This window comes from Corynebacterium sp. 401_CJEI, from assembly GCF_001076435.1.
Lineage (GTDB): Bacteria > Actinomycetota > Actinomycetes > Mycobacteriales > Mycobacteriaceae > Corynebacterium > Corynebacterium jeikeium_D.
Window position 1 is genome coordinate 1 of the sequence record NZ_JVIP01000041.1, and the last position, 21,866, is coordinate 21,866.

Consider the following 21,866-nt stretch of genomic DNA (forward strand, 5'->3'; position numbering starts at 1 on the left):
CATTTCCCCCACATCAGCCAACCAAACACATAAACTGCCTGGCCACGCTGACCTCCGAATACATTACACACACCCGACCCAAAGACACAAAACCCCAGGTAGATAGATCTGATCTAGGGTTTTCCTGTGCAGTAGAGCGACTTGCCAGAAGCTGCCAGTCCTCTCCTTTGATGAAACCCAAGAAGAGCTACAGCTACTGTCCACGAAGTCTTCGGTGATAATCCTCGAAGGCTTCTCTGGAAGAATGTATTCGCTCCTTTCGCTGACTGTCCGTGGTTTTCCTGACAATGACTTCACGGTCGTAAAAATTCCGCTGGAATTCATCCTCCAGTCCGACCATGTCGGAAAGGCCACCGATGAAGGCATCATATTCACGGATAACGATTTCGTTTTGCCTATCTTCAACGGTGTAGAACACATTTGGGTTTTCAACCGTCAATCGGCCTGGCGTGCTCTGCGGGCTCACCCGCCGAGAAGCAACCTCACCCTGAAAATCGTGGGCTTGTTCGGAGCCCGTTTCTGACGCACGCTGAGACTTCTTCGAGAAACGCGCGATAATCCGACCCATCAACGAGCCTCCCCGTCCAGCACGGTTTTCATGTCTTGGACTCATCGCTACCACCTTTGCTTCGGCTTCTACGCTCCCTTTAAAACAACTAAGGCTCCAAGCTGACCAGGAGCAGATGATTCTGAAATCATCAATCCCCTAGCCTGCCCGGAGCCCTAGCCCAGCTACCTAAAAGGAATCAAGCTGCATAAACACCAATTAATCGAGAGATTAGCAGCGCGCCTACACAAAGACCAACCAGCGCCTACACGAACTTCACACCGGCGAAGTTCTTCTTACCGCGGCGCAGCACAATCCACTTGCCGTGCAGCAGGTCCTCGGCAGCCGGCTCCCACGCTTCGTCCTCGATGCGCTGGTTATTGGCGTACGCGCCACCTTCCTTAATGGTGCGGCGTGCCTCGCCCTTCGACTTGGCAAGACCCGCGGCGACGAGAAGGTCGACAACAGTACGCGGCTCGCCCTCAGCAATCTCCGCAACCTCAGTCTCCGAGACGGCACCTGCCAGGGTGGCCTCGTCCAGCTCGGTCAGCTCAGCACGCCCAAACAGGGCCTGCGCTGCCAGCTCAACTGCCTTGGTGGCCTCTTCGCCGTGAACCAGGTTGGTCATCTCCTGAGCCAGACGACGCTGCGCCTCACGCTTGAACGGACGCTCCGCAACAGCGACCTCGTACTCAGCAATCTCTTCCTGAGACAGGAAGGTGAACCAACGCAGGTAGTCAATAACAACCGAGTCACCAGCGTTGAGGAAGTACTGGTACCAGGAGTACGGCGAGGTCTTTTCAGCATCCAGCCACAGTTTGCCGCCACCGGTAGACTTACCGAACTTCTGACCCTGCGCATCGGTCACCAGCGGCACGGTCAGGCCGTGCACCTTGGCGCCGTCGATACGCCTGTTCAAATCGACACCAGAGACGATGTTGCCCCACTGATCACCGCCGCCAATCTGCAGCACGCAATCGTAGTTGCGGCGCAGCTGCACGTAGTCGTTGGACTGCAGCAGCATGTAGGAAAACTCGGTGTAGGAGATACCGTCAGACTCGAGGCGACGCTTCACAGTGTCGCGATCGAGCATGGTGTTGAGGGAGAAGTTCTTGCCGACATCGCGAAGGAAGTCAATGACGGACATGTTCATAGTCCAGTCCGCATTATTGACCATTGTCGCCGGGGCATCGCCCTCAAAGTCAATAAAACGACGCAGCTGGCCCTTGATGGCCTCCAGGTTGTGCTCAATGGCGTCTTGGCTGAGCATCGAACGCTCACCGACATCACGCGGATCGCCGATGAAGCCCGTGGCGCCACCGGCCAGCGCAATTGGGTGGTGACCGGCCAGCTGGAAACGACGCAGCATAATCATCGGAACCAGGTGGCCCGCGTGCAGCGAATCGCCAGTTGGGTCAAAACCGCAATACAGAGTAATGGGGTTTTCGCACGCCTCGCGCAGCGCGTCAACATCGGTGGACTGATTAATCAGGCCACGCCACTGTAGTTCGTCGATAATGTTCTGTTCAGTCACGTCCCCTATCGTAACGTCTCGCTTGCCGACGTTCACCGCGAGGGTGACCTAGAACTCCTCAACGGCCTTCTTGTGGCGACGATAGGCTGAGACGGAATCGTCCGGAAGCCACAGCCGCCACGGCCGATTCGCCGCTCGCCGAACGCCCACACGCGGGCCTGCGTGGACATCTTTATCCGGGTTGATGCTCTCTGGCTGCGCCACGAACACGCGTGACGACGGATCCAGCGCATCTGCCCCATAGTCATTTAAGTCAAGGCCAAGCGCCTGACCAACATTGCCCGGACCACGTCCGAGACCCGCAACTGCTGGCTTTTCACCGCGGCGACGGCGCACCGCATCCAGGCCCTGCTCAATGCGTACGGAACGGACCAATACTCCCCCGCCCGTGCCGTCCGTAGCGCTGGTGATATTGGCACAAAAGTGGATGCCGTAGGAGCGGTAGATATACCAATGTCCCGCCGGGCCAAACATGGCGCGATTGCGTGCGGTTGGCCCCATGAAGCAGTGCGCGGCCGGGTCGGGATAGCGCTGGTCAACTGGGCCACCATAGGCCTCGACCTCCGTGATGGTGGCGATAACATGCTCAGCGGGGATGACAATTACGCGGCCGAGCAGTGTCTTCGCAGCCTCAATGGGAGCTCCCGACAGCACAGTGCGGTCGAGGGCGCTGTAGCCGTCGGGAAGCGGGAAAGGCAATTACTTGTCCCAGGCGATAGCTTCGTCGGAAAGCATGACCGGAATGCCTTCGTCGATGCGGTAGGCGATCTTCAGGCGAGGATTGACCAGCACCTGCTCATCTTCGAGGTATTCAAGCGGCCCCTTGTCACGCGGGCAAGCGAGGATATCAAGGAGTTTCGGATCAAGGCTCATAGTCCACTACCTTACCGAACTGAATTGCCAGGGTGTCACGCTGACCTTCCAAAGCAATCAGGTTGTCCTGACCGATTGCATCCTGGATCTTCTGAACCGCGGAATGCAGCAGGTCGATGGATTCCCGAGCCGGATTCTCGGCTTTGTGACGCAGACGCTCCGGGACCGCGAGGTAGGAGTTGACTGTCTGCGGCAAGTACTCCTGGATAATGCCGCCGATGACCACCTTCTGCTCGGGATAATCTTTGAGATACTTCCACTCGCTCAGGACGGATTCCAGCGTCGCACCCAGGTCATTTGCGGCGTTGCCAAGAGCTTCGCCAGGCTGGGCATCGAAAAGCCTGCCCAATGTCCGGTGAAGATTCCTACGCAGCTCAGATGGATTGAGCGGGCGACGCTGTGGGATCTCAGGCTTCGGCGCCGAGCTAACGGACTTCTGCGCCCCTTTGCTCTGCCTCGGCAACAGCGCAACAGATGCTCCCCACGCCGCAATCGCAACAACCGGCCACAGGAAACCAAGCCCCACGGTCAGGTGCAGCAGCACGACGGCGATGGCAAGGATGAGCCCGACAATGTTGGCGGGACTGTTGAGAAAGCCACCGCCAGAAGAAGTGCCGGAGGATTTACTGGTAGCCACGAATCTCCTTGAACACATCAGCAAGCTCGGTCTCACGGGATTCAAAGACCTTACCACCAGTCAGGTTCGCAAGTTCCTGCATTTCTCCCGGATCCGCCTCTCCATAGCGGATGACGAATACCGGCGGCAGATTCCCGCCCTTGGACTGGTAGAAATCACGGAATTCCGCAAAGCTCTTGCCCGACGTCACCTGACCATCGGTCAACACCACGATAGACGGGATGGAGTTCTTATCCGAGCTGCCGAGAAGGTCGAAGGCCTGAATCAGTGCGTCGTAAAGCGCCGTCTCGCCCTCTGCGTACAGACCATCGACGGCGGCGGTGAGCTGCGCGCGCGATTCCGGGCCGTCAATTGTCGTGGTCGTGGGCTCGCCGACGCTCGTACTGAACGGCAGGATCGTCGCGATCTCACGGTTTCGCAATCCCACGCTTCCCGTTTCGGTGCGTGCACTGCCGTCGACGATTGCGCGCATTGTCGCCTGTAGATCAGCGATGCGCTCCCCGAACATTGAACCGGAAGTGTCGAGAACAAAGACCGACTCTCCGGGCACGCGCAAGTCGTTGTCGTACGCCTCAATGAGACGATCCGTGACTGCGCGATCACCCGGGAAAGGCAGCTCGATGATCACGCTGTTGGTCATGCTTTCCGGCAGGTTGGCGTCATCGGAGACCGGGCGCAGGAAGTGGTCGGCGAGAACCTGCGAGTTTGCTTCCAGCCACTGTCCGAGTGCCTCCGTCTGCCGCGCGGCGAGATCATTAGCGGGCTGTGCTAGTGGCGTCAGCGGGTAATCCGCACTGATGACACCGTCGCTCGGAACAACAACTTCCAGGTCAGCGCCCTCTTTATTCATCTGCTGCAACACAGCTTCATAGTTGATGAGCGCATCGACGGAGTCCGACTCATCCAGGAACTTGTCACGCAGCCACCCCGACGAACCCGAGGTCATCTTCTGCCCCTCGAAGAACTTCTGCAGTTCAGGCGTGGTGCGGTTGATATCCCCCGTAGTCAGCGCCGATCCGGTGTCGGCGAACGCGGTCGCAACCGACACCACACCGGAAAAGCCCGAGTTCGATTCCGCGGGGTTGGTCATGCCGTAGGTCAATTTGCCTGACGACGCAGCCTCCGCGATCTCAGCCCACGTCGGCTGCTTGGTATCCCAACCGAGCTCCCGAGCCTTCGCCGAATGGATACCAAAGGCTACCGGCGAGGTGGCGACTTTCTTGGCTTCGCCCAGCTTGTCAGCCCCACCGAGCAGATCAACGTACCGGTTGGTAGCAAACCAAGTGGCATCAAATTGGTTGTCGAATTCGTCTGCGACAAGGGCGTGGCTGTTCTTCACGGTGCCGTCGACAAGCTCGAGGTTAATCGTAAAACCGAGGTCGTCGGAGGCCTTTTGCATCAGTGGCTGGAGCTCTGCAAGCTCCGTGGCCCCGGCGATACGCATGGTCGAGCCCTTGAGGTCAGAATCGACGTCGACTTTGTTGGTCTTCTCCTCGTCGGAGCCCAGCGGCAGGTTCAGGCCACCGTCGGAGCAGGCCGCGACAGCGAAGATGCCGAGCACACCGACGAGGCCAAGAAGCATTTTGCGGAGGGCAGTTAGTGCCTTATACATGTTCATTCGGCTTTACCCCTCTTCCGTTTCCGGCCTCGGCGGGCTCTGGTATCCACGGGAAACACCCTCAATAAGCTGCTCGAGGATGTCGAAACTCGGCGGATCAATGGAGTCCACAAAATCGGTGGAAACCTCCTGGCCCGTCTTCAACTGCGTCTGGAATTCCTCCATCGCCTCAGGCTGGCTGGAGCGGTAACCGTGCTTGGCCGCCAGCTTCTGAAGCTCAGGGTCTTCGGCGAGGAGCCGTGCGACCGCAGCTCCATTGTCGTTAAAACCCAGCGCCACGTGAGTACTCAGAATCGTCGGCGATGGATACGCCAGGCGCATTTCCGGCTTCAACCGGCTGTTCGGGGCACTGTTCTCCCCCAGGAACTGCGACTCGTAAACCATCACCATTGGCTTCGAACCGACACCCTGCGAGAGGTAGTCCGAAAATGGACCAGCCGACGAGGATTCCGTGTACCCCTGGCCGGTGAACAGAGGGGTGAGCTCCGGCAAGACCGCATTGACCTGCCCACTGTCAGACACAATCCGGCCTTCATTGGTAATCCAAGACATGAGCGACAAGTACATCGCGGCCGAGTTCGACGAACGAATGTCCGTCGTGGACATCTGCACCGTGCGCGGCGACGGATAATCGTTCTCCGCGAAGTCACGCCAGCGGACATTGTCGTGCTGCATCGTGGCCAGCGCTGCCATATCTACCTGCCACGCAGTGCCCTGTTGACGAGCAACATTTTCCCGCGCCAATGCCTGCAAGATGTTGTCGAAAGTAGCGATCGCCATCGGTGTGTAGAAGACGTCGTACCGCTCAGCGCCGCTCATTTTCTCGGCAATTTTCTCCGCTGCCGGTGCCGACGACGGGAATGCCAAGTCGAAGGAATCCAGATCCACATCCGTGGCCATCCGACGCGAACCCGCCGTCTTTACTTCCACCACATAGCCGTGAGAGGCAAGAGCCTTCTGGACCTCTTTGTCTTCGAAGAAGGGCTTTTTCTCAGAGCCAACAATCGCCTTGACGACGGTCTTTTCACCACCGAAGAAATCACGGTTTCCTCCGGAGCTGCCACCAGAAAAACCTGGAATACTACCGCCGCGACCGACATAGACTGCAACAGCCGCGATGACAATCAAAATGACTGCAAGAATTGCCCCCGGGCCCATGCACCCTTTCTTGCTACCACTCTGATTTTTATTTTTATCTCGTGAGCTGCGATTTCCACCGCTCGACCGCGTACTTTCCGCCATGAAATTATGGTAAGAGACCCGGCCAAACCTGGCAACAGATATAGAAATAATCAGTAATCTGCGTCACTTCGGGGGGGGCACCCTGGCATTACAAGGTTACTGGTGGCGTCGGATCGATCCGAGTTACTGACTGCGTTTATGACTGGCGGCGGCGGGTCGAGCCGAGTTACTGACTACGTTTATGACAAAAATGGCCCGAAAAATGGCCTGAAAGTGTCATAAACTTACACAGTTTCACATTTGCAGCCCGTATTCGCACGTGGAGCCCGTAATTTTTCGGGTTGCTAGTTACCGGGTCATCAGTTGTCGGGTTGCTGGTTTTTCTACTCTCCCCCCCCCGGGCTGTAAAAAATCGGCGTGCGGTCGATTGACCGTACACCGATTAATTAGCTGCGTTAGCTGAGCTAGCAGGTTGCCAGCTTTGCCAGTTTTAGCCGCGAACCGGCTTTTCAGCCCACTGCTTTAGCTCAGTGTTCTTCTCGTCGACGCGAGCGAGCTGCTCTGCAACACGGACACCCGCAGTGCCGCCGCGAGTATCGCGGGAAGCCACAGCGCCGTCGATAGTCAGCACTTCACGGACCTTCGGAGTCAGTGCCGGGTGGACACCGGCGAGGTCCTCGTCGGAAAGCTCGTCCAGACCGATACCGCCCTTGGACTCTGCGATGCGGACACACTGGCCGGATGCCTCGTGAGCGTCGCGGAACGGTACGCCCTCGCGGACCAGCCACTCAGCCAAGTCCGTGGCCAGGGTGTAGCCAGCCGGAGCGAGCTCGCGCAGACGGTCTTCGTGGAAGGTCAGCGTTGCCACTAGACCGGTCAAAGCCGGAAGCAGTAGGGTTAGCTGCTCGACCGAGTCCACCAGAGGCTCCTTGTCCTCCTGGAGGTCGCGGTTGTAGGCCAGCGGCTGAGCCTTCAGCGTGGCCATGAGCCCTGCAAGATTACCGATCAGGCGACCGGTCTTACCGCGGGTCAGCTCTGCCACGTCCGGGTTCTTCTTCTGCGGCATGATGGAGGATCCAGTCGACCAGGCATCAGCCAGAGTGACGTAACCGTACTCTGGGGTGGCCCAGTAGATGATTTCCTCTGCCAGGCGAGACATGTCCACGGCAATCTGGGCGAAGACGAATGCCGCCTCAGAGGCGAAGTCACGCGAAGAAGTGCCGTCAATGGAGTTGTCCGTGGCAGAGTCGAAGCCGAGCTCTTCAGCAATGGCTTCCGGATCCAAGTGCAGCGAGGACCCTGCGAGCGCACCAGAACCGTACGGGGACACAGCCAGTCGACGGTCGAGATCGCGGATGCGGTCCAGATCGCGCAGCAGCGGATGCGCGTGAGCCAGCAACTGGTGGGCCAGCAATACCGGCTGCGCTGCCTGGGAGTGGGTCTTGCCCGGCATGATGGCATCCGGATGTGCCTTGGACTGAGCCACCAGGGCGGCAACCAGGTCAGTGACATCCAGTGCAACGCCGCGCACGGCATCGCGCAGCCACATGCGGAACAGAGTTGCCACCTGGTCATTGCGGGAACGACCAGCGCGCAGGCGACCGCCGACCTCCGGGCCGACGCGATCAATCAGACCGCGCTCCATGGCACCGTGGACGTCCTCATCCGTCGGCTCTGGACCAAATTCGCCGGAGGCAACGTCGCGACCGAGCTGATCAAGGCCTTCGATCATGGTGTCAAAGTCGGCATCGCTGAGCAGCCCACGGGCATGCAGAACTCGGGCGTGAGCCTTGGACGCAAGAACGTCGTAAGGCGCGAGCACCCAGTCAAAATGGGTGGACTTGCTCAATGCGGCCATCGCCTCGGACGGGCCACCGGCAAAGCGGCCGCCCCACAGGGAGCCTTCGTTGGTACCGTGCTTTTCGACCATTGTTTTTTCCAATAGGCCTTTCGCTCTAGTCGCTCTGGAGAATCTTTACAGTTTGAAGTCGCGCTTTGCGGCCATCTTCGAGGACAGGCCGTGCAGCTCGACAAAACCGCGAGCCAGGGTCTGGTCGAAGGTGTCGCCCTCGTCGTAGGTAGCCAGGTTGAAGTCGTACAGCGAGGTGTTCGAGCGACGACCGTTGACGTTGCAGTGACCTGCGTGCATGACCATGCGGATGTCACCGGAAACGCCCTTCTGGGACTCCTCGATGAAGGCATCCAGCGCGCGCTTCAGCGGCGAGAACCACAGGCCGTCGTAGACCAGGTTGGCCCACTCGCCCTCGACCTGGCGCTTGTAACGAGCCAGCTCACGCTCAACGGTGACGTCCTCGAGCGCTGCGTGTGCGGTCATGATGGCAATTGCGCCCGGAGCCTCGTAGATCTCGCGGGACTTAATGCCGACCAGGCGGTCTTCAACCATGTCCAGACGACCGATGCCCTGAGCACCAGCGCGGCGGTTCATCTCTTCGATGGCCTCAAGCACGGAAACCTTCTTGCCGTCGATGGCAGTCGGCTTACCGTCCTCGAAGGAGATGATGACCTCGTCCGGGGAGCTGAAGTTCAGGGTCGGATCCTCGGTGTACGCGTAGACATCCTTGGTCGGTGCGTTCCACAGGTCCTCCAGGTAGCCGGTCTCAATGGCGCGACCGAAGAGGTTCTGGTCAATGGAGAACGGAGAGGACTTGGACTGCTCAATTGGCAGACCCTTCTCCTCAGCGAAGGCAATAGCCTTGTCGCGGGTCCAAGCGAAGTCACGAGCCGGTGCAATAATCTTCAGATCCGGGGCGGTGTTAGCGAAACCAACCTCGAAACGGACCTGGTCATTGCCCTTACCGGTGCAGCCGTGTGCGACGTGAGTGCCACCAAACTCCTCTGCGGCCTTCGCCATGTGCTTAACAATCAGCGGGCGAGACAGTGCAGAAACCAGCGGGTACTGCTTCATGTAGAGACCATTGGCCTTAATGGTCGGCAGGCAGTACTCCTCGGCAAACTCGTCCTTAGCGTCGACAACGACAGCTTCGACAGCGCCGGCGTCCAGAGCGCGCTGACGCACGGACTCCATGTCCTCGCCGCCCTGTCCGACATCGATGGAAACTGCGACGACCTCGCCGTCGGTCATTTCCTTGAGGTACGGAATAGCAACGGTGGTGTCGAGGCCACCAGAGTAAGCAAGAATAACCCGGTTGGTCATAGGGTAAGCGCTCCTTTAATCGGTGCTTTAAAGCATTTCGTGGAATAGTTTACTGGTTCGTTCCGGCGGCTAGACGCTGGGCTAGGTCAGCGCCGGAAAGTGGTTCTCTAGCCAGGCACATTACGGTGTCATCTCCCGCAATTGTGCCAACGATTTCTTTGAGTCCCGCACGGTCAATCACACTGGCTAGATACTGTGCGGCTCCCGGTGGTGTACGCACAACCGCGATGGTGCCCGAATGATCAATGGAGACCAGCAGCTCGTCTAAAACGCGCCGCATCCTGGCCACTGCCCCGCTGGAGACAGCGAGTGCATCTTCGACGATGGAATACCGCGAACCGTTGGCTCCATCGCGAATCTTTCGGGCTCCCAGCTCATCGAGGTCTCTGGACAACGTCGCCTGCGCAATCTCAATGCCTTCGTCGGCAAGCAGCTCGACGAGCTGAACCTGACTGGACACGTGATGCTGCGCCAGCAGGTCAGCGATGCGCGTCTGCCTAGCTGTGCGAGAACCTGGTTGTGCTGCGGTCATGACCTTACTGCCTCTCCACCAGCCAGGTCAGCAACGCCTTCTGAGCGTGCATGCGGTTTTCCGCCTCGTCGAAGACTACCGACTGCGGGCCATCGATGACCTCGGCGGTAACTTCGTTGCCGCGGTATGCCGGCAGGCAGTGCAGGAAGATGGCATCCTCATTTGCCTTGGCCATCAGCTCAGCGTTGACCTGGTACGGCAGGAACGGAGTACGCCGATCCAGGCCGTCGTTCTCCTGCCCCATGCTGACCCAGGTATCGGTGATGACAACGTCGGCACCGGCAATGGCCTCATCGACGTCCGCGGTCACGGACACGGCCGCACCGGTCTGCTCCGCGACCTTCTTGGCACGGTCGACGTAGACCTGCTCCGGCTGGAAGTCCTCCGGTGCACAGATGGTGACGTCCAGACCTGCGGTGGCGAAGCCCACGAGGTAGGAGTTGGCCATGTTGTTGGCACCATCGCCGAAGTACACAGCCTTCTTGCCACGCAGTCCCGTCTGGCCTTCCTCCGGGCACTTGTGCTCGATGATGGTCTGCAGGTCAGCGAGAATCTGGCACGGGTGGAACTCGTCGGAAAGCGCGTTGACAATCGGCACCGTCGCGGTTTCAGACATGGCCTCCAAACCGGACTGCGCGTAGGTGCGCCAGACAATTGCCGAGACAAAGCGGCTGAGCACAGCAGCGGTGTCCTGGTAGGTTTCGCCCTTGCCCATCTGCGAGTTACCGGTTTCGACCACAATCGCGTTGCCGCCCAGAGCTGCGATACCAGCGTCGAAGGAGAAACGGGTACGAGTCGACGTCTTGTCGAACAGCACCGCAACCGACTGTGGCCCCTCAAACGGACGTCGGGAGTACGGCGCTACCTTCAGCTCTGCAGCCAACTGCAGCACCTCAGCCTGCTCCTGTGGAGTCAGGTCATCATCGGCGAGAAAATGACGGAGCATCAGTTCCTAATTCCTTCCTTTGTTAGCGACAGCCTCGGCGGCGTCGTTCAGGCAGGCATCAATCAACTCGACGGCGCGGTTGACTTCCTCATCACTGAGGTTCAACGGAGGCACAATACGCAGCACATTCGCCTGCGGAGCGTTCAGAATGACACCACGCTCATAACCGGCGTTAACCGCTTCCTTCGCCAGGTTCTCGCACAGCACCAGTCCAAGCATGAAACCGCGACCACGCACGTGATCGACATGGCTTAACGACGCAAGCTTGCGAGCCAGGACCTTGCCCTTCTCAGTGACTCGGTTGAGCAGCTTTTCCTCTTCCAGCGTCTCGATGACGGCCAGGCCGGCAGCGGCACAGACCGGATTGCCACCAAAGGTGGTGCCGTGCGCACCAGGAGTGAACAGTTCCGCTGCGCGGCCGTTAGCGATGACAGCACCCAGCGGCAGGCCGCCGCCGAGCCCCTTCGCCAGGGTCATAACGTCCGGCACGATGCCATCGTGCTGGTGGGCAAACCACTGGCCGGTACGGCCAATGCCGGTCTGTACTTCGTCGACAATCATGAGAACGTCGAAGCGCTTGGTCAGTTCGCGGACGGCAGCGAGGTACCCCTCTGGCGGTGCGACCACACCGGTCTCACCCTGAATTGGTTCCAGAATCACCGCGGCGACACCCAACGGATCGGATTCGATGGTCTTGGTGAGGAAATCAATGTCACCGTAGGGCACGAACTCGACTCCACCCGGCATCGGTTCGAACGGGGTGCGCTTGTCCGGCTGACCGGTCATGGCAAGTGCGCCCATGGTGCGGCCATGGAACCCGTGGTGGGTCGCGATAATGCGGTTGCGTCCCGTCAAACGTGCCAGCTTGAACGCGGCCTCATTGGCCTCGGTGCCGGAGTTGCAGAACATAATCCGGGTGTCATCAGTGTCCCAGCCAGTGAGCTCAATGAGCTTCTCGCCCAGTGCCAGCGGCGGCTCAGAGGCGAAGATGTTGGACACGTGCCCCATCGTGGAAATCTGCTTGGACACAGCTTCCACGATTGCCGGATGTGCGTGACCCAACGCGTTGACTGCAATACCGGCGAGCAGGTCCAGGTATTCCTTGCCCTCGAAATCCGTGACAATAGCGCCCTTACCCTGCACAAGCTCAATGCGCGGCGTGCCGTAATTGTTCATCATCGTGTGTTGCCACTGCTGCTTGAAGTCGCTCATGTCGTCTTTCGACCTGCCTAACGTGTGTAGCTAAATTCTTGTCAGTCTTTTCTGCCTTATCCGGGCTCTACCATTGTGCCGATACCGCCGGAAGTCATCAGCTCCAGCAGCACCGAGTGTGGCTGGCGGCCGTCGATAACGTGGGCTGCAGGCACTCCCCGATCTACTGCGTTCAGGCAGGACTCCATCTTCGGAATCATTCCGGAATCCAGCGTCGGAAGGATTTCTCGCAGATGCGAAGTGGAAATCTTCGACACCAGCGAATCGCGGTTCGGCCAATCCGTGTAGAGACCCTCGACATTAGTCAGAATCACCAAACGGTTCGCGTTAATTGCCGATGCCAGTGCGCCTGCTGCCGTGTCGGCGTTGATGTTGTAGACCTCTTTGCCATCAGCGGACGGCGCAATCGTAGAGACCACCGGAATACGTCCGGCATCAATCAGGTCCAATAGCGTTTCCGAGTGCACCTCGGTGATATTGCCAACCAGCCCGATATCTGTCTCCTTGCCACCGACATTTACCGTGCGTCGAGTACCGGTGAACAGGCCACCGTCCTCACCAGAGGTACCCACTGCATAGGGGCCGTAGGCGTTGATGAGGTTCACCAGTTCGCGGCCGACCTGCCCGAAGAGCACCATGCGGACAATTTCCATGACCTCCGGAGTCGTGACGCGGAAACCGCCTCGGAACTCTCCTTCCAGCCCCAGGCGCTTGAGCATCGACGAAATTTGGGGGCCGCCACCGTGGACAACCACCGGCTTCACCCCCACGGTGCGCAGAAAAACCATGTCCTGCGCGAAGGCCTTCTTCAGTTTCAGGTCGGTCATCGCGTTACCGCCGTACTTGACCACCACAATCTTGTCGCGGTGGTGCTGCAGCCACGGCAGTGCTTCCGCCAGCACATGTGCCCGCTGTTCGAAGGACAGCCCTTCGGTCAACTGGTGAACCATTGCAGAGTCTCCTCAAAACCTTTACGACGAATATGCCGAGTTGATGTGAACGTAGTCGTGGGAAAGGTCAGTCGTACGAATCGTGGCCTCTTCCGGATTACCAGTACCGAGGTCAACCTCCACGGCAATGTCCTTGCCGGAGAGATCCACTTCACGAGCATCAGGCGTGCCACCGGTATCGCGACAGACTACATGACCGTTGAAGGAAACAGTGATGTGCTCCGGATCCATATCCACCGGTGCAGTGCCGACAGCCGCCAGCACACGACCCCAGTTCGGGTCCGAACCGAACATCGCACACTTGAAGAGGTTGTCGCGGCCGATGATTCGAGCAGCTACCAGGGCATCTTCCGCGCCACCGGTGCCACGCACGGTCACGGACACACGCTTGGTCACACCTTCGGCGTCCGACTGCATCTGGCGTGCGATGGAATCACACACACTGAGCACTGCCTGGTCGAGCTCCTCCTGCGAGGGCTTCACACCAGAGGCGCCGTTAGCCAAGATGATGACGGTGTCATTGGTGGATGTGGAGCCATCAATATCTAGGCGGTTAAACGTAACCTCGCTCGCCTTGGCAATAGCCTCGTGCGCCATTTCTGCGCTTACCGACGCATCCGTCGTAATCACACCGAGCATCGTGGCCATCGACGGGCTAATCATGCCAACACCCTTGCCCATAGCGCCGACAGTGAATCCGTCACCATGCGCAACGGCCTGCTTTGCCACCAAGTCAGTGGTCAAGATGGCTTCTGCTGCAGCCGTACCTGCGGCGGCATCGCTGCCCAGATTCTCACAAAGCTTCGGCACACCTGCCAGAACAATGTCCATCGGCAGCCGGTCACCAATCAAGCCGGTGGAGCAGGTACCAATCTCGGTAACATCGACGCCGAGCTCATCTGCGACCTTCTGGCAGACTTCGAGGGCGTCGGAAATACCCGGCTGACCATTGCAGGCGTTGGCATTGCCCGAGTTCAGCACCACAGCGGACAGCTTGCCGTCAGCGATGTGCTTCTTGGATACCGTCACCGGCGCAGCCTGGACACGGTTGGTAGTAAAGACAGCCGCGGCAGTCTTCTCCGGCCCCTGGTTTACGATGAGCGCCATGTCCGGGTTTCCGCTGACCTTGATGCCTGCAATGACACCACTGGCCACGAACCCCTGAGGTGCACATACGCCGCCTTCGTCACCAGCGACGTTGACGAGACCTTCTTTTTCTTCCTTCATCATGGGGCAACTCCTACCAATGGAAGTCCTGCAGTTTCATTCTGTCCAGTAACCAAATTCATGCACTGAACTGCGGCACCACCGGTGCCCTTTGTCAGATTGTCAATCGCCGAGGTCAGCACCAGACGCTTGGCGCGTTCAGCTACCTCAACCTGAATCTGAACCAAGTTAGAGCCAATTACCGACTGCGTCTGCGGCTGCAGCCCTTCGGCCAACACCTGCACAAACGGCTCACCCTTGTAGAACTCGAGGTAGGCCTCCCGTGCGGTTGCCTCCGTCACCCCGTCGACAAGCGGAGCGGTGATGGTGGTGAGAATGCCGCGCGACGTCGGAGCGAGCACCGGCGTGAAGCTGACGGTGAGAGCCTCTGCGTACGGCTTGAGGTTTTGTAGGAACTCTGCGGTGTGGCGGTGCTTGCCCGCAGTGTTGTAGGCGCGGAGATTGCCCATGACCTCGGACCCGAGCAGGGGCACAGCTGCCTTCTTGCCCGCACCAGAGGTACCGGTGATAGAAACAACGGACAGATCCGGCTCGACCAGGCCCTTTGCAACTGCCGGCAGTGCCGTAATAGTCCCGCCAGTGGGGAAACAACCCGGCACAGCAATACGCTTGGAAGCAGCCACTACTTCCCTGTTGCCCGGCAGCTCCGGAATACCGTAAGTCCAGGTACCGGCGTGCTCCGAGCCGTAGTAGTGCTCCCACTCGTCGGCATCCTGCAGGCGGAAATCCGCGCCGCAGTCAATAATCACCGTGTCATCGCCCAACTGCTCTGCAATCGCAGCCGAATGACCGTGGGGCAGACCGAGGAACACCACGTCATGCCCAGCGAGTGTGTCACCATTAGTCGGCTCAATACGGCGGTCAGCCAAAGGTGCCACATGAGGCATAATATCGCCCACACGAGCACCCGCGTTGGATGCTCCCGTTAGTGCGCCGATGGTCAGTTCGCCGGAAAGATACGCCGGGTGCGACAACAGGAGGCGGAGGATCTCTCCTCCTGCGTAACCGGTCGCACCAGCAATGGCAACGGAAATACTCATGCCAAACATTCAACACTTTTATTCACTGCGTTGCAAGATATTCATAGAATTCGTTGCCAAAGTGCTGGAATTCTATCGATGTGACGTGAGTGAATTATGAATATAACGCCGTCGTCGGTACATACATCTGGTTCGCCGAGCCGGCCATTCAATCAGCGCGCCGGATTACTCAACGCCGGACTATTCAACTACGACGCTTGGCACCTGACTCATCACGCCATCTGCCCACTGCGCCACCGATGACGTCGTGGTGTAGAGATAGTAACCCGACTCCTCCGGTGCCACGCTGCCATCAAAAGCCACCGCGCCCGAGAACACCGCCGCTAGCTGGCCGTCGATAAAAAGCGGTCCGCCCGAATCGCCCACCTGCAACGCCGCGGGGCGCTCCATGCGCGCCAACACGGAGTCTTCCCGCACGCATTGTTGATACTTCACCGGACACATCGAAGCGGTGACGGTCGCCGACGGCAGCGTGCCGTCCGCAACATCGCCGAGCAGCGATCGCCCATAGACCGTGCCTGCCGTTTCTTGCTCCGAAAACGCTTGACGACGTTCCATTGCGGGATACTCCGGAAGAGCTGCGTCGCCCGCAAGGTGAACAAGCGCTACGTCACCGGTGGGTGCAATCTCCCAGCGATCAATCGGTACACGCCGGGCATCCGGACCGAAACCGACCTCGACTTCCCCAACCTGCTGCGGGACATCACGCACGCAGTGGGCTGCGGTCATTACCCACTGCGGGGCGATTGCAGTTCCCGTGCAAAAGTTTCCGGTATGGGGACTGGTCTGGACCATGATTGACACCACGGAGTCCGCCGCCACACTAGGCGCAGCAGCCTCCCCGCCAACCAGCGCAGCCGCACTCGGCACGCCGGTGAGCAACAGACCTGCCGTGACAGCAGCTGCCGCCACAGTCGCCGCAGACTTCGCGCTGCTCACCGCGCACGCCCCAACGCGCTGCTCTCGCACCTCTGCGCTATCCAGCCTGTTGTCGCGGTGCCGCAAGTTGCCAATCATGGGTATCTCTCCCCGGGGTCTCCCCTTTTAGCCGCGCAGCTGAGCGCCGTGACGGGTAGTGGCCAGCTCAATGGCCGCCTCGCGAGCTGCGGAAGCTTCCTCTTCCTTCAGCGTACGGTCCGGCGCGCGGAAACGCAGGGAGTACGCCAGTGAGCGAACGCCTTCGCCCATCTGCTCGGAACGGTAAACATCGAAGATACGAATGGATTCGAGGAGCTCACCGGCACCCTCCACCAGAGTCTTCTCCACCTCTGCGGCGGAGACCTCATCGCTGACAACAAGCGCGACGTCCTGGTGGACAGCCGGGAACGGGCTGAGTACCGGCGCCGGCAGATGCTCAGTAACTGGCAACGCATCGAGATTAATCTCCATCGCGCAGGTGCGCTCCGGCAGACCAGCGTCCTTGCATACCTTCGGGTGCAGCTCACCGGCGTGGCCGACGACGTGACCGTCGACAAGCAGCTCAGCGCAGCGGCCCGGGTGCCACGGCAGCACCTCAGCATTGCGGATCTCCAGCTCGACATTGGCAGCGCGGGCAACAATGCGCGCGGCTTCGATGGCGTCCGCGACGGTGTACGCGGCCTCGTCACCCCACGGGCTATCCAGGCGGATACGACCGCAGGCGACAGTGGCGACGTGCAGCGGCTGCTCCGGCAGCGACTCCAGCAGCTCGGCGCGCTCGGCCTCGCTCGGCAGACCCGCGGTAGACGGCATCGGCGAGACACCGTTACCGCGCTCGATGGAAACCTGCTCCACACCGTAGAGCGACAGGTCGACCTGGCCGCGAGCAACATTGCGCTTCAGCGATTCAAGCATGGACGGCAGCAGAGTCGTGCCCAGCTGAGCGTGGTCGGACTCCAACGGGTTGATGACCTTGACGGTGTTACGACGCGGGTCATCAGCGTCCAGGCCCCAGACGTCGAAGACATCGTTGGCAATGAACGGTGTCGGCAGAATCTCCAGGTAGCCATTGTGAGCCAGCGCGTGACCGACGAAGCGGCGACGCAGCTGACGCTCAGTCAGACCGCGACCGGCCGGGGCGATTGGGAGGATAACCGGAATGTCTTCCAGACCTTCCAGACGCAGGATTTCCTCAACCAGGTCAGCGGACATGGTCAGGTCCGAGCGCCAGGTCGGCGGAGTGACAGCCAGGCGGTCACCGTTGTCGACGACCTCGCAACCGACCTCGCGCAGGCGTCCAATGACGGTCTCACGCGGGTAATCAACGCCCGCAACTTCGCTGGCGCGGTTGACGGCAAAGTCAATAGTCGGCATGGCGGCAACCTCACCGAGCAGGGTGCGACCAGTGTCGATAGTGCCGCCGGCGATGTCAGCGAGCAGCTGGCAGGCCAGATCCAAAGCCGGCTCGACCAGAGCGGTGTCCACGCCGCGCTCGAAACGTCGTGAAGCCTCAGAGCTCAGCTTGTGGCGGCGACCACTGCGGAAGACGTGCAGCGGCGACCAGTTGGCGGCCTCGAAGACAACATCGGTGGTGTCGTCGGCGATCTCGGAGGTGAGACCACCCATGATGCCGGCCAGCGACTGAATACCGTTGTCGTCGCAGATGACAACGTCCGCCGGGTCGAGCTTGCGGTCCACGTGGTCGAGAGTGGTCAGAGTCTCGCCGGCCTTAGCGTTGCGGATGTGCAGGCCACCAGCGATCTTGGAGCCGTCAAAAGCGTGCATCGGCTGACCGAGCAGCAGCATCACGTAGTTGGTGACGTCCGTGGCCACGTTGACCGGACGCTGACCAGCCAGCAGCAGGCGGCGGCGCATCCACCACGGGGTCTCTGCGTTCGGGTCGATGCCGGTGACACGGCGCAGACCAAAGCGGCGGGTGTCGGTGTCCTCGTCGATGGTGACGTTCAGGACCTCTCCTTCCACCGGCAGCTCGTTGACCTTGGCCGGATCGGCGAAGTCGAGGTTGAAGGCGGAGCAAATCTCGCGGCCCAGACCGCGGGCCGACAGCGCGTAACCGCGGTCCGGAGTGATGTTGACCTCGAACTTCTCGTCATCGAGACCGATGAACTCCTTGGCGCACGAACCCAGCTCAGCTGGGGCCGACGGCAGCGTCAGAATACCGGCGGAGGAATCGGTCATACCCAGCTCAGCTTCGGAGCAGAGCATGCCGTTGGAAACCTTGCCGTAAGTCTTCCGTGCGGAAATCTCGAACCCACCCGGCAGCACGCAGCCCGGCAGCGCGACGATAACAATGGAGCCCTCTTCGAAGTTGCGGGCACCACAAATAATCTCCTGCAGCTCGCCGGTGCCATTGGCATCACCGACATTGACCTGACAGAAGCGAATTGGCTTCTTAAAGCCCTCGAGCTCCTCAATGTGGTCGACGCGACCGAAAACCAGCGGCCCCTCGACCTTCTCCAGCGGCTCGTGCCCCTCGGTTTCAAAACCAACGCGGACAAAGCCCTCATCCAACTCGTCCGGGGTAACGGACCAGTCCGGGTTGATGGTGTTCTCTGGGCCGCGAACGATTTCAGTGACCCACGACTGTGGAATGAACATGTAAGTAAAACTCCTATCTGTAGGTCAGTGAATTAGCCGCGGATACCGAACGGCTGCGTGAAGCGGACATCGCCTTCGACCATGTCGCGCATGTCGGTCAGGCCATTGCGGAACTGCAGGGTGCGCTCCAGGCCCATGCCGAACGCGAAGCCCGAGTACACCTCCGGGTCAATACCGGAGGCACGCAGCACGTTCGGGTTGACCATGCCGCAGCCACCCCACTCGATCCAGCCTGCGCCGCCCTTCTTATTCGGGAACCAGACGTCAACCTCAGCGGACGGCTCAGTGAACGGGAAGTAGTTGGTGCGCATGCGGGTCTTGGTCTCCGGACCGAACAGCGCCTTTGCCATGTGATCCAGCGTGCCGCGCAGGTGCCCCATGGTCAGCCCCTTGTCCACAGCGAGTCCCTCCACCTGGTGGAAGACCGGGGTGTGGGTGGCGTCGAGCTCATCGGTGCGGAAGGTACGGCCCGGGCAGATAACGTAAATCGGCAGGTCACGTGACTGCAGAGTGCGAACCTGGACCGGCGAGGTGTGCGTACGCAGTACCTGCTTGGATCCTTCCGGCGCAATGTGGAAAGTATCCTGCAGAGTACGAGCCGGGTGATCCGGCAGGAAGTTCAGCGCGTCAAAGTTGAAGTATTCGGCTTCCACCTCCGGACCCTCGGCAACTTCCCAGCCCATGCCCACGAAGATGTCACCAATCTGCTCGGACAGGATGGTAATTGGGTGCATACCGCCACGCTGACTCTGCGTGGTGTCCACCGACACGTCGATACGCTCCGCGACCAGGCGACGCGCGTTTTCCTCTTCCTCCAGCACTGCAAGACGCTCAGCATAGTGCTTTTCGACGGCTCCGCGAACAACATTTACGCGACGACCAGCATCCTTGCGCTCAGCCTTCGGAATGGAGCCCAGCGCGCGGCGAGCCTGCGGAATGTAGCCTTCATCCCCCAAGTGCTCACGGCGGGCGGCAGAAAGCTCATCCAGGTTGCCGGCAGCATCAAAGGCACCCGTGGCCTTCTGCGCAGCCGCCTGGAGGGCGTCCTCGGAAAGATCGATAGGATTTGGCGAATCGCTCACGTGTCAACCACTTCTATATAGGACTATCAGTTCTTGTGATGGAACAATCATAGTCGAGGATAACTGCACACGTGCACGCACCTCACCATCGAGGTTTCCTACTTACCCCGGACCGTCTCCCACAGGCACATGGCCGCTGCGGTGGCGAGGTTCAACGACTCTGCCTCGCCCTTAATCGGGATGGACACACTTGCCCCCGCCGAGGCCGTAATCTCCTCCGACAGGCCATGGGCTTCGTTGCCGAAAAGCCAGGCGACGGGACCGTCGGGAAGCGCATCAACGCCGAGCGTGAGAGCGCCATCCATCGCCGTGGCGAGGGTGGTAAAGCCCGCTTCCCTAACTTTCTCCATAACGACGTCAATATCGCGCTCGCGTGCGACAGGGGTATGAAAAACAGAACCTGCCGAGGAACGCACGGCCTTAGAATTCAACGGGTCAACCGAATCGCCAGCAAGGATAACCGCGCCAGCGCCGAGAGCATCAGTCATACGCACAATCGTGCCGACATTACCCGGGTCATTGCACTCCACCGGAATCACCAAACAGCCGGACTGCTTTCCAACCTCAATCGCCTCTTCCAACGAAGTGGACACCGCATTGGTGTCGCAGACGGCGAAGAGTCCGGTGGTGGTGACAGTTTCGCTCAAAGAGCGGGCGGCGGCGGCGTCGATAAGCGAAACAGACTTACGCTGCGTCCCCGATTCGAGATACCCCGTGAGCAGCTCGCGGAACTGCTCGGCGGCGGCAGCGGTGACGAAAATTTCTACGACAGCCTCTGAGCGGATAGCCGCATCGACGGAATTGAAGCCCTCGATGAGGAAGCGCCCGGCCTTCTTCCGCTTGGCCGCACGGTGGAGCTGAATAGCCGCCGAGACTCGCGGGGTGCGAGGAGTAAACGGCTCGTCGTTGAAGTACAGCGCAGAGTTCATAGTGATTAATCCTAGTGATGCGGCTCGGGATTCATAACCGCCAGCAGGCCAGTGCGGATACGAAAAACCACCGTCGAGGTTATTCGTTAACCCAATCGACGGTGGTTTTTCAAAGATGTTGGCAGGCGCACTGCCGGTCGCAGGCGCTTGCCGACGCTACGTACGAGTTACCTCGTAGCTGCTTTACTTAGCAGCAGGAGCGTTGACGTCCTCCGGCAGAGCATCCTTAGCGACCTTGACCAGAGCAGCGAATGCCTGTGGGTCGTTGACAGCCATCTCAGCCAGGTTCTTACGGTCAACCTCAACGCCAGCCAGGTTCAGGCCCTGGACGAAGCGGTTGTAGGTGATGTCGTTAGCGCGGGCAGCAGCGTTGATACGCTGAATCCACAGACGACGGAACTGACCCTTACGGTGGCGGCGATCGCGGAACTCGTAGGTCTTGGAGTGGAGCATCTGCTCCTTGGCCTTGCGGTACAGGCGGGAGCGCTGACCACGGTAGCCCTTTGCGGAATCGAGAACTTCGCGACGCTTCTTCTTAGCGTTAACAGACCGCTTCACACGTGCCACGGTGATACTTCCTTTTCGTTGTCTTTAAGAACTAGTGAAATTAAGAGGGCGATTGCCCTGGGACGAGGCTTGAAAAACTAAGCCTTGCCCAGCAGACGCTTGACGCGCTTGACGTCCGACTTAGCAACGTCCGTGGTGCCCTTCAGGCGACGGGTACGAGTGGACGGCTTGCCCTCCAGGAGGTGGCGGCGATTAGCCTGCTCGCGGCGCAGCTTGCCGGAACCGGTAACCTTGATGCGCTTTGCGGTGCCCTTGTGGGTCTTCTGCTTCATGTTAAA

General features: G+C 59.7%; 21 protein-coding genes. All 21 read right to left on the reverse strand.

The annotated features are described in order from the left end of the window. Nucleotides 1-193 precede the first annotated feature (193 nt). Complete coding sequence (locus ADM64_RS10955) at nt 194-568, reverse strand: hypothetical protein (RefSeq protein ID WP_126108062.1); 375 nt, start codon at nt 566-568, stop codon at nt 194-196. 244 nt (nt 569-812) lie between these two features. Next, the gene (gene tyrS / locus ADM64_RS08885) at nt 813-2,081 is read right to left on the reverse strand and encodes a tyrosine--tRNA ligase (RefSeq protein ID WP_126108063.1); all 1,269 of its coding nucleotides are present in this window, start codon (nt 2,079-2,081) and stop codon (nt 813-815) included. 48 nt (nt 2,082-2,129) lie between these two features. Further along, nucleotides 2,130-2,780, reverse strand: a complete 651-nt coding sequence (locus tag ADM64_RS08890; RefSeq protein ID WP_049193935.1) for a DNA-3-methyladenine glycosylase — start codon at nt 2,778-2,780, stop codon at nt 2,130-2,132. Next, nucleotides 2,781-2,954 carry a Trm112 family protein gene (locus ADM64_RS08895; protein ID WP_005511714.1) on the reverse strand — a complete coding sequence of 58 codons (174 nt, stop codon included), beginning with the start codon at nt 2,952-2,954 and terminating at the stop codon, nt 2,781-2,783. It abuts the gene before it with no gap. Then, the gene (locus ADM64_RS08900; RefSeq protein WP_049193936.1) at nt 2,944-3,591 is read right to left on the reverse strand and encodes a hypothetical protein; all 648 of its coding nucleotides are present in this window, start codon (nt 3,589-3,591) and stop codon (nt 2,944-2,946) included. The genes ADM64_RS08895 and ADM64_RS08900 overlap by 11 nt, the downstream gene beginning before the upstream one ends. Continuing rightward, nucleotides 3,578-5,209 (reverse strand): VWA domain-containing protein, encoded by a 1,632-nt coding sequence (locus ADM64_RS08905; protein ID WP_049193937.1) that lies wholly within the window; start codon nt 5,207-5,209, stop codon nt 3,578-3,580. The genes ADM64_RS08900 and ADM64_RS08905 overlap by 14 nt, the downstream gene beginning before the upstream one ends. A gap of 6 nt (nt 5,210-5,215) precedes the next feature. Further along, the gene (locus tag ADM64_RS08910) at nt 5,216-6,367 is read right to left on the reverse strand and encodes a hypothetical protein (protein ID WP_049193938.1); all 1,152 of its coding nucleotides are present in this window, start codon (nt 6,365-6,367) and stop codon (nt 5,216-5,218) included. A 514-nt stretch (nt 6,368-6,881) separates the two neighbouring features. Next, nucleotides 6,882-8,321 carry an argininosuccinate lyase gene (gene argH, locus ADM64_RS08915; RefSeq protein ID WP_016422893.1) on the reverse strand — a complete coding sequence of 480 codons (1,440 nt, stop codon included), beginning with the start codon at nt 8,319-8,321 and terminating at the stop codon, nt 6,882-6,884. 45 nt (nt 8,322-8,366) lie between these two features. Further along, entirely contained in the window at nt 8,367-9,566 is a 1,200-nt protein-coding gene (locus tag ADM64_RS08920; protein ID WP_016422894.1) for an argininosuccinate synthase, read from the reverse strand. A 49-nt stretch (nt 9,567-9,615) separates the two neighbouring features. After that, entirely contained in the window at nt 9,616-10,098 is a 483-nt protein-coding gene (locus ADM64_RS08925) for an arginine repressor (protein ID WP_005511719.1), read from the reverse strand. A gap of 4 nt (nt 10,099-10,102) precedes the next feature. Next, complete coding sequence (argF, locus tag ADM64_RS11045) at nt 10,103-11,044, reverse strand: ornithine carbamoyltransferase (protein WP_049189988.1); 942 nt, start codon at nt 11,042-11,044, stop codon at nt 10,103-10,105. A 6-nt stretch (nt 11,045-11,050) separates the two neighbouring features. Beyond that, on the reverse strand, nt 11,051-12,256 hold the full coding sequence (locus ADM64_RS11050; RefSeq protein ID WP_049193939.1) for an acetylornithine transaminase: 1,206 nt from the start codon (nt 12,254-12,256) through the stop codon (nt 11,051-11,053). A 56-nt stretch (nt 12,257-12,312) separates the two neighbouring features. Next, entirely contained in the window at nt 12,313-13,206 is an 894-nt protein-coding gene (argB, locus tag ADM64_RS08940; RefSeq protein WP_049193940.1) for an acetylglutamate kinase, read from the reverse strand. A 21-nt stretch (nt 13,207-13,227) separates the two neighbouring features. Continuing rightward, nucleotides 13,228-14,436 (reverse strand): bifunctional glutamate N-acetyltransferase/amino-acid acetyltransferase ArgJ, encoded by a 1,209-nt coding sequence (argJ, locus tag ADM64_RS08945; protein WP_016422898.1) that lies wholly within the window; start codon nt 14,434-14,436, stop codon nt 13,228-13,230. After that, nucleotides 14,433-15,473, reverse strand: coding sequence for an N-acetyl-gamma-glutamyl-phosphate reductase (argC, locus tag ADM64_RS08950; protein WP_193390816.1), 1,041 nt, complete (start codon nt 15,471-15,473; stop codon nt 14,433-14,435). Before argC ends, argJ begins: the two co-directional genes overlap by 4 nt. Nucleotides 15,474-15,653: 180 nt before the next feature. Beyond that, complete coding sequence (locus ADM64_RS08955; protein WP_049193942.1) at nt 15,654-16,490, reverse strand: trypsin-like serine protease; 837 nt, start codon at nt 16,488-16,490, stop codon at nt 15,654-15,656. A gap of 27 nt (nt 16,491-16,517) precedes the next feature. Further along, nucleotides 16,518-19,010 carry a phenylalanine--tRNA ligase subunit beta gene (gene pheT, locus ADM64_RS08960; protein ID WP_049193945.1) on the reverse strand — a complete coding sequence of 831 codons (2,493 nt, stop codon included), beginning with the start codon at nt 19,008-19,010 and terminating at the stop codon, nt 16,518-16,520. A 32-nt stretch (nt 19,011-19,042) separates the two neighbouring features. After that, nucleotides 19,043-20,092 (reverse strand): phenylalanine--tRNA ligase subunit alpha, encoded by a 1,050-nt coding sequence (gene pheS, locus ADM64_RS08965; RefSeq protein WP_049193946.1) that lies wholly within the window; start codon nt 20,090-20,092, stop codon nt 19,043-19,045. A gap of 98 nt (nt 20,093-20,190) precedes the next feature. After that, nucleotides 20,191-21,021, reverse strand: a complete 831-nt coding sequence (locus ADM64_RS08970) for a TrmH family RNA methyltransferase (protein ID WP_049193947.1) — start codon at nt 21,019-21,021, stop codon at nt 20,191-20,193. A gap of 183 nt (nt 21,022-21,204) precedes the next feature. Next, the gene (gene rplT, locus ADM64_RS08975) at nt 21,205-21,588 is read right to left on the reverse strand and encodes a 50S ribosomal protein L20 (RefSeq protein ID WP_016422904.1); all 384 of its coding nucleotides are present in this window, start codon (nt 21,586-21,588) and stop codon (nt 21,205-21,207) included. A gap of 77 nt (nt 21,589-21,665) precedes the next feature. Continuing rightward, a complete protein-coding gene (gene rpmI, locus ADM64_RS08980) occupies nt 21,666-21,860 on the reverse strand; it encodes a 50S ribosomal protein L35 (RefSeq protein WP_005511726.1) in 195 nt (64 codons plus the stop codon). Between the last annotated feature and the right edge of the window lie 6 nt (nt 21,861-21,866).

Bases quoted from the DNA above. Each gene is read 5' to 3' on its own strand.
- ADM64_RS10955 (WP_126108062.1), bottom strand. From the start codon at position 568: ATGGGTCGGATTATCGCGCGTTTCTCGAAGAAGTCTCAGCGTGCGTCA.
- ADM64_RS08895 (WP_005511714.1), bottom strand. From the start codon at position 2,954: ATGAGCCTTGATCCGAAACTCCTTGATATCCTCGCTTGCCCGCGTGAC.
- ADM64_RS08905 (WP_049193937.1), bottom strand. From the start codon at position 5,209: ATGAACATGTATAAGGCACTAACTGCCCTCCGCAAAATGCTTCTTGGC.
- ADM64_RS08910 (WP_049193938.1), bottom strand. From the start codon at position 6,367: ATGGGCCCGGGGGCAATTCTTGCAGTCATTTTGATTGTCATCGCGGCT.
- argH (WP_016422893.1), bottom strand. From the start codon at position 8,321: ATGGTCGAAAAGCACGGTACCAACGAAGGCTCCCTGTGGGGCGGCCGC.
- ADM64_RS08920 (WP_016422894.1), bottom strand. From the start codon at position 9,566: ATGACCAACCGGGTTATTCTTGCTTACTCTGGTGGCCTCGACACCACC.
- ADM64_RS08925 (WP_005511719.1), bottom strand. From the start codon at position 10,098: ATGACCGCAGCACAACCAGGTTCTCGCACAGCTAGGCAGACGCGCATC.
- argF (WP_049189988.1), bottom strand. From the start codon at position 11,044: ATGCTCCGTCATTTTCTCGCCGATGATGACCTGACTCCACAGGAGCAG.
- ADM64_RS11050 (WP_049193939.1), bottom strand. From the start codon at position 12,256: ATGAGCGACTTCAAGCAGCAGTGGCAACACACGATGATGAACAATTAC.
- argB (WP_049193940.1), bottom strand. From the start codon at position 13,206: ATGGTTCACCAGTTGACCGAAGGGCTGTCCTTCGAACAGCGGGCACAT.
- argJ (WP_016422898.1), bottom strand. From the start codon at position 14,436: ATGATGAAGGAAGAAAAAGAAGGTCTCGTCAACGTCGCTGGTGACGAA.
- argC (WP_193390816.1), bottom strand. From the start codon at position 15,473: ATGAGTATTTCCGTTGCCATTGCTGGTGCGACCGGTTACGCAGGAGGA.
- ADM64_RS08955 (WP_049193942.1), bottom strand. From the start codon at position 16,490: ATGATTGGCAACTTGCGGCACCGCGACAACAGGCTGGATAGCGCAGAG.
- pheT (WP_049193945.1), bottom strand. From the start codon at position 19,010: ATGTTCATTCCACAGTCGTGGGTCACTGAAATCGTTCGCGGCCCAGAG.
- ADM64_RS08970 (WP_049193947.1), bottom strand. From the start codon at position 21,021: ATGAACTCTGCGCTGTACTTCAACGACGAGCCGTTTACTCCTCGCACC.
- rpmI (WP_005511726.1), bottom strand. From the start codon at position 21,860: ATGAAGCAGAAGACCCACAAGGGCACCGCAAAGCGCATCAAGGTTACC.